The organism is Thermoplasmata archaeon (genome assembly GCA_035632695.1).
GTDB lineage: Archaea > Thermoplasmatota > Thermoplasmata > RBG-16-68-12 > RBG-16-68-12 > RBG-16-68-12.
The window spans coordinates 1-6634 of sequence record DASQGG010000195.1 but is presented as its reverse complement, the minus strand read 5'-3'; the positions used below and the strand labels follow the sequence as shown (position 1 = coordinate 6634).

At 66.6% G+C, this 6634-nt stretch carries 7 protein-coding genes; 4 read left to right on the top strand and 3 right to left on the bottom strand.

All coding sequences use genetic code 11. From position 1 onward, the window contains the following. Positions 1–270: 270 nt before the first annotated feature. Positions 271–1302 carry a flap endonuclease-1 gene (gene fen, locus VEY12_12200; protein HYM40880.1) on the bottom strand — a complete coding sequence of 344 codons (1032 nt, stop codon included), beginning with the start codon at positions 1300–1302 and terminating at the stop codon, positions 271–273. Positions 1303–1402: 100 nt separating this feature from the next. Continuing rightward, the gene (locus tag VEY12_12195) at positions 1403–2602 is read right to left on the bottom strand and encodes a DUF72 domain-containing protein (protein ID HYM40879.1); all 1200 of its coding nucleotides are present in this window, start codon (positions 2600–2602) and stop codon (positions 1403–1405) included. 102 nt (positions 2603–2704) lie between these two features. Between VEY12_12195 and VEY12_12190 the strand changes: the two genes are divergently transcribed. The 3 genes from VEY12_12190 to VEY12_12180 all read left to right on the top strand — a co-directional run bounded on the left by VEY12_12190 (position 2705) and on the right by VEY12_12180 (position 5666). Continuing rightward, positions 2705–3625 carry a DUF72 domain-containing protein gene (locus VEY12_12190; GenBank protein HYM40878.1) on the top strand — a complete coding sequence of 307 codons (921 nt, stop codon included), beginning with the start codon at positions 2705–2707 and terminating at the stop codon, positions 3623–3625. Positions 3626–3802: 177 nt separating this feature from the next. After that, positions 3803–5428, top strand: a complete 1626-nt coding sequence (locus tag VEY12_12185) for a radical SAM protein (GenBank protein HYM40877.1) — start codon at positions 3803–3805, stop codon at positions 5426–5428. After that, positions 5421–5666, top strand: a complete 246-nt coding sequence (locus VEY12_12180) for a 4Fe-4S binding protein (protein HYM40876.1) — start codon at positions 5421–5423, stop codon at positions 5664–5666. Before VEY12_12185 ends, VEY12_12180 begins: the two co-directional genes overlap by 8 nt. A 33-nt stretch (positions 5667–5699) precedes the next feature. Here the strand turns inward: VEY12_12180 and VEY12_12175 are convergent, their stop codons facing one another. Further along, complete coding sequence (locus tag VEY12_12175; GenBank protein HYM40875.1) at positions 5700–5945, bottom strand: hypothetical protein; 246 nt, start codon at positions 5943–5945, stop codon at positions 5700–5702. Between the two features lie 169 nt (positions 5946–6114). Between VEY12_12175 and VEY12_12170 the strand changes: the two genes are divergently transcribed. After that, positions 6115–6634, top strand: a 520-nt coding sequence (locus VEY12_12170; GenBank protein ID HYM40874.1) for an NAD(P)/FAD-dependent oxidoreductase, incomplete at its 3' end; no start/stop codon positions are given.

Below are 6634 nucleotides of genomic sequence, written 5' to 3'. Positions count from 1 at the left end.
GATGACTTAATCACCTGCGCGACGGCCGGCTCCGTGTCCCCGTAGTGGCCATCGCTGTTGTACCACAGGTCAATCGTCAGCTTCGAGCGCGGCGTCGTCAAAATCACCGCGGCCGCGGCAGCCGCAACGATGACCACCACTATCACACCGACTAGGATGTACAGCATTCTCTTTTGCACGGTCTCCCTCCCCCAGCGCCCGCGAAGATCCGTTAGTGGCTGGGATCCGACCGCAATCGAGACGTGAACACTTAAGGGCATCGGAAGTACGCTAACCGCGCTCAGACCCGAAATCTTCGAGCCGGTGGGACATCCGTCGAACCGCGCGCAGCCGGTCGAGCACGCCTCGCACCCGGGAGGCGTTGAACCCACGCTCCTGGCAGAGGAAACGAAGGATCCCGGCCTCGTCCACACGCGCGGGTCGGAGGTCGGCGGGCTCGGTCACGGGAGGAGTTCGGAAGAAGGCGCGGATCGCCTCGAGGTCGGGCGGCAGTTGGTCTCGGACGTCCGGGGGCGCACGATCGAGGGACCCCCATTCCCGCACGCGCTTGACGGCGGTCTTGGGTCCGATGCCTTTCACGCCCTCAAAGAAATCCGTGCCTACGAGGATCGCGGCGTCGATGAGCTGCTCGCGCGTGAGTCCGAGCTTTCGCAGGTTCTCCTCCAGGTCGAGGACTTCGGGCGGGACGGCCCGCGAGCGACCCTGGCTCGGGAGGAACTCCGTCGAGCCGACCGCCAAGAACCGCACGAGCCGAGGGGCCCCGAACAGCAGGGAGTCGTAGTCCTTGGAGCTCGCCGCCCAGACGTCCCCGCGTCGGGCGAGGAACGCGGCTTCCGCCTCGCCCTCGCTGGGCGACTGTACCCAGGGGATGCCCAGGAGGGTGAGCAACGTTTTGGCGTCGTCGATCATCGGCCGCGTCAGACGCGTCGCGCTCACCGCCTTCGACCAGGCCGTCGCGACGTCCCCGGACGCCACCGCGGCGGCGTACTCCTGTTCGGCTTTGGCCCGCGCCTCGCGCCGCCGCTCGATCTCCGCTCGCTTGAGGTCCGGGGGCGGACCGTCGAAGACGAACACAGGCCGGATCCCGAAGTCGGCCAGGAGCCGGGTGGTCCGGAACATGAGGCCGTTCAGGTGGGAGGTGACGCGACCCTGGGCGTCCATCAGGGGCCGGGCGTCCCGAGTCCGCAGGACGGAGAGGAACTGGTAGAGCTCCAGATTCCCGTCGACGGCCACGCTCCGGCCCCGCAACGCCTCCAGGCTCGTGGCGTGCCGCACGACGATTGGGGTGAGGTTCACGCCCATGGCGGAAGCGCATCACCCCGCGGCGTTAACTCTTTCGCGGGGGGGCTCGACGCAGGAAGCATGCCCGTTCCGGCATAGGCGAGCGGCGAGGCACTCCACGTCAACGACGGTCCGCCTCTCGCCGAAGGACCTCAAACGCCCACCCCTCCCGTTCCGCGCGGATGGCCTCGAGGTCCAAGATCGCCTCCTCCCGCGGCAGGCTGAGGAACAGCTTGCCGACGTGTTTGCAGAACTCGCGCTCCAGGGCAACCTTCTCCCAGTCCTCGCAGTCGTGGGACAGGCGACGCCCGCCGCGGTCCAGCTCGATCCGGTAGTCCTTGACGCGGGCGAGCACCGTGGTCCCGTCGCGGGTGATCTCCACGTCCTCGGGGTCGATCGCCTTGGCTCGCTCCAGGCGACGGGGATCGAGGAACGCGGCGAGGAGGTCCTGGAAGTGGGCCTCGGCGTGCGGGTCCGCGCCGAAGTCCTCCAGGGTGGTCGGCCTCATCTTGACGGCGTCGGTCGCGGCGCGCTTGCGGAAGTTCGCGATTCGACCCAGGGCGCGCGCCTTCGCCTCGTCCTGGACGCCGAGCATGCGGAGGATCTGGAGGCAGTTCTCCGGCGCATACCCGTGGTAGTGGTTGTTGAAGAAGCCGAACACGGTCTCCGCCTGGGAGGCAACCTGCTCCAGGCGCGGGACCCACTCCTGGAGTTGGTCCTCCGGGTAGCGGTAGTTGTACCAGGGCTCCTGGCCGTGCCCGTGCCACCGGACGTACGCCACGCGGGACGTGACGTGGAGGTCCGGCGGCAGCAGGGGCTCGTCCACGATCGCATAGGCGACGCCCGTGGACCGCAGGAGGTCGAATGCCTCCAGGGCCATCCAACTCCGGTTCCGTGGCTCCAGGGCGAACGTGAAGTCGCGCGGGAGGACGTCGAGGAAGCGGTGGACCGCGGGCTCGTCGAACCGGAGGCGGGGAGGGAGCTGGAGCAGGAGCGGCCCGAGCTTGCCTTGGTCCAGAAGGGGTCGCATGAGTTCGCAGTACGCCTTCAGGTCCACCTCCGCGCCCCGCGCGACGTCTAAGAGACGGTCGTGGGTCACGGTCTGCGGTACCTTCGCGGCGAACACGAACTCGTCGGGCGTGTACTTGCCCCAACCGATCACCATGCCCGGCGAGGGCGCGCGGTAGAACGTGGAGTTGATCTCGGCGGTGTCGAACACGCGCGCGTACGCCGCGAGCTTGGACTCGCTCGCGTTGCGGTAGAAGGGACCGATCCATTCCTGGTAGTCCCATCCGCTACAGCCGAAGCGCAGGCGGGCCATGGGACCCACCCTATCGCGCGCGCGGTACATGAGCGTATTCCGGGAACCACTTTCGCGGGCCTCTCCCGCGCGGCCTTATGCCCGCTCGCCCTTGGAGGCCGCATGGGCCGGATCCTCGCGGGTGCGGGCGGCTGGGGATACTTCTCCGGGGGCCTCGTACCGTACGCCCGAGCGTTCCCCTTCGTCGAGGTGAACGCGACCTTCTACCGCAGGGTCAGCGAGTCCGGGGCACGCCGGTGGCGCGCCAGCGTGCCCCGCGAGTTCACGTTCTCGGTCAAGGCCCATCGGGACGTCACCCACGGGGCCGGCCTTCGGGCCACCCCTGCCGCCCGTGCCGCCTTCGCCGCGACCGCGCGGGTGGCCTCCATCCTCCGTGCGCCGTTCGTGGTCCTCGAGACGCCCGCCTCCCTCGCGCTGGGACCCGACGAGCTGGCCGGCCTGCGAGCGTTCGCCGAGATGACCCCCGAAGGCGTGCGGCTCGGCCTCGAGGCCCGAGCCTACGCCGAGGGCCCCCTGCCGGCCTCCGTGGCACGAACCCTGGAGGAGCACCGGGTCCTCGATGTGGTGGATCTGTCCCGCAGCGCGCCCCGCGTCGAGGCGGACGTCGTCTACACGCGGCTGTTCGGGAAGGGCAAACACAACGTGTACGAGTTCGACGACGAAGAGCTGCAGGCGCTCGACCGCTCCGGGAGGGACGCGGAGACCGTGGCGTACGCCTTCCACGGCGTCCGGATGTACAAAGATGCCGCACGCTTCCTTACGTTCCGCCGCACGGGCTCGTTCCCGCCGGCGACCGGCTCGGTGGGCCTGGACTCCCTCGCGGAGGTGCTCGCGCCGGATGCGAGGTTCCCGGCGACCCGGGAGGAGCTAGTCCGCGACCAAGGATGGAAGGTAATCGACCTCAGGCCTGATCGCCGAGCGCACGCGTGGACGATCCTCTCCGAGCTTCCTGTCAGGCTGTATCGCAGCCTCGACGACGTACGATCCGCAGCGTCCGGGAACCCGTTGTTTTCGAAAGAATGAGGTCGCGGAGGAGCGTACCGTCCCCGGGGAGCCGGCGTCCCGAGGCGGCTCGATTTCGGACATCCTAAAGCCGAATCCTCCGGCGAGGGACCCGGCACATTGCGTTGTAGTAGCGCATACTACAAAGGGTTTAAAATGGACACGGTTCTACGTCCGGGAACAAGAGGTGCCAAGCGCATGTCTCTTTGCGGCACTGATTACGCGATCGGCGCAGTCCGGAACATGTACCGGGAATCGAGGCAGGACAACGCGATGGTCGTCATGCCTTCGAAGCTCCAGAAGGGGCTGCCCCGGCGCACAGGTTCCCTGTGCCCCGAATGCCTGAAGGTCATCCCCGCGACGCTCTACATCGGCGACGGCGCGCTCAAGATGAAGAAGACCTGCAAGGAGCACGGCGAGTTCGACGAAGTCTGCTGGTCCGACGCGGAGATGTACCTCAAGGCGGAGAACTGGGCGTTCGACGGCGTCGGCCTGGAGAACCCCCAGATCGTGGACGCCAAGGTCTGCCCGTACGAGTGCGGTCTGTGCAACCTTCACTACTCGGCCACGTCCCTCTGCAACATCGACACGACGAACCGCTGCAACCTGAAGTGCCCGATCTGCTTCGCGAACGCGAACGCCGCGGGCTACGTGTTCGAGCCCACGTTCGACCAGCTCGTCTATGAGTTTGCCGTCCTGCGCGCCCAGCGCCCCATCCCGGTGCCGGCGATCCAGTTTGCCGGCGGCGAACCGACGATCCACCCCCAGTTCCCGGAGATCGTGCAGGCGGCCCACGACATGGGCTTCCCCCAGATCCAGGTGGCCACGAACGGCATCCGGATCGCCACGGAGGAGGGCTTCCTGGACAAGATCTCCGAGGCCGGGATGAACACAATCTACCTGCAGTTCGACGGCCTCCGCGAGGAGAACTACATCAAGGCCCGCGGACGCCCGCTCCTGGACATCAAGCTCCGCGCGATCGAGAAGATCCGCGAGCGCGGCAAGAGCGGCAAGGTCACCCCAACGATCTGCCTGGTTCCGACCATGGTGAACTCCTTCAACGACGACCAGGCGGGCGAGATTCTGAACTTCGCGATTCAGAACCGCGACGTCGTGAAGGGCGTGAACTACCAGCCCGTGTCCCTCACGGGGCGCATCCCCGAGGAGGACCGCAGGAAGCTCCGCTACACCCTGTCCGACCTCGCGTACGACCTCGAGGAGCAGACGGGCTACCTCACGCGGGACGACTGGTACCCCGTGCCGTTCGTCGCGCCGATTTCCGAGCTCGTCTCCGTGCTCACGGGGATCGCGAAGCCGTCCTTCACGTCCCATCCGGCGTGCGGGCTCGCGTCCTACCTCTTCCTCGAGAACGGCCGGGACCCCGTGCCGATCACGCGGTTCATCGACGTCGAGGGGCTCATGGAGGACATGTGGCTCCTGGCGCAGGACACGAAGGGCAAGAAGATCAAGTTCACGTCCAAGCTCAAGGCGCTCCAGCTCCTGAAGCGGCACTTCCGCCCCGAAGAGGCGCCCGAGGGCATGGGCCTGACCAAGATGCTCAAGATCCTGGACAACATGTTCACGAAGGGCGACAAGAAGGGCGCCGCGGAGTTCTCCTGGTCGACCATGTACATCGGCGGCATGCACTTCCAGGACAACTACAACTACGACATCGAGCGCGTGAAGCGGTGCGTGATCCACTACGCGACCCCGGACGGCAAGGTCATCCCGTTCTGCGCGTACAACACGGGCCCGAACTTCCGCGAGGAAATCGAGAAGAAGTTCGCCGTGCCCATGGAAGAGTGGCGGGCCCGACATGCCTGAAGCCGCGGCCATCGCGATCCGTCCCTCCGTGAGGGACAACGGGATCATGGCGATCGACGACATGCTCTGCATGCACTGCGGGGCGTGCGTCGGCACGTGCCCGACGAACGCGATCTTCCTGAACGAGGTCTACCTTACGTTCAACGAGGACTGCACCCAGTGCGGCATGTGCGTCAAGGTCTGCCCCGTGGGCGCGATCGACTACCCGCGCGGTCACAAGCTCCACACGATGAAGTGAGCTGCCACCTAGACGGCTCAGTCTCCTTCCCCGCTAGGAGCCTCGCGGAAGAGACTCGTGATGCTCCACCTTGATGATCACGTTCGGTTTGATGCGCGCTCCGGTCTCTGCGGACACGGCAACTGCGGGCAGAAGGTGATTCAGGACTTGCTCGGCGGTCATCCGAAAGACTCGGCCTCGTGCGCTCACCTTCAGCCAACCCATCTCGTCCCGGTAGTAGCGCTCCCTGAAGTTCCGGTTGCCCATCACGATGACGTAGCTGTCGTTGGTCAGGTTCATGCCACACTCACTCCCTGTTCTGCCGCGGGCCTTGTCGGCGATCGCAGCAGCCCGAGCCGACGGAGGAGGCACGTCGGCCGGGTCCAAGGATTTTGTGGCGATCCCACACGCGAGCCGCCGTTCCCAGTAGTTTCTTATATGCCCTCCCGATGAGTACGCCGGGTTCGTTATGCCCAACTTCCAGTGTGATGTCTTGGTCGTCGGCGCCGGCCCCGCCGGCTCCATGACGGCCCGCTACGCGGCGATGAACGGCTGTGACACGGTCCTCATCGAGAAGCGCCAGGAGATCGGCTCGCCCGTGCGCTGCGGCGAAGGCCTCGCGCGGCACTTCGTGGAGGACACGAAGCTGCCGTACAACCGCAGGTGGATCGCCGCGGAGGTCAAAGGGGCCAAGATCTTCTCCCCGAACGGCACGGAACTCACGATCGAGGAAGCTTCCGCGGGCAACGAGGTCGGCATCGTGCTGGAGCGGGACGCGTTCGACAAGGCCGTGGCGAAGGAGGCCGCGAAGGCCGGGGCGCGCATCCTGCTCAAGACCACCGCGACCGCGGTCCTGAAGGAAGACGGCACGATCACGGGCGTCCGCGTCAAGCAGCTCGAGGACGAGTTCACGATTGACGCGAAGTGCGTCCTGGCCGCGGACGGGTACGAGAGCCAGGTGGGCCGCTGGGCCGGATTACGGACGTTGC

Excerpts from the sequence above, each read along its gene's own strand:
- VEY12_12175 (HYM40875.1), bottom strand. The coding sequence starts at position 5,945 with ATGAACCTGACCAACGACAGCTACGTCATCGTGATGGGCAACCGGAAC.
- fen (HYM40880.1), bottom strand. The coding sequence starts at position 1,302 with ATGGGCGTGAACCTCACCCCAATCGTCGTGCGGCACGCCACGAGCCTG.
- VEY12_12185 (HYM40877.1), top strand. The coding sequence starts at position 3,803 with ATGTCTCTTTGCGGCACTGATTACGCGATCGGCGCAGTCCGGAACATG.
- VEY12_12195 (HYM40879.1), bottom strand. The coding sequence starts at position 2,602 with ATGGCCCGCCTGCGCTTCGGCTGTAGCGGATGGGACTACCAGGAATGG.
- VEY12_12190 (HYM40878.1), top strand. The coding sequence starts at position 2,705 with ATGGGCCGGATCCTCGCGGGTGCGGGCGGCTGGGGATACTTCTCCGGG.
- VEY12_12180 (HYM40876.1), top strand. The coding sequence starts at position 5,421 with ATGCCTGAAGCCGCGGCCATCGCGATCCGTCCCTCCGTGAGGGACAAC.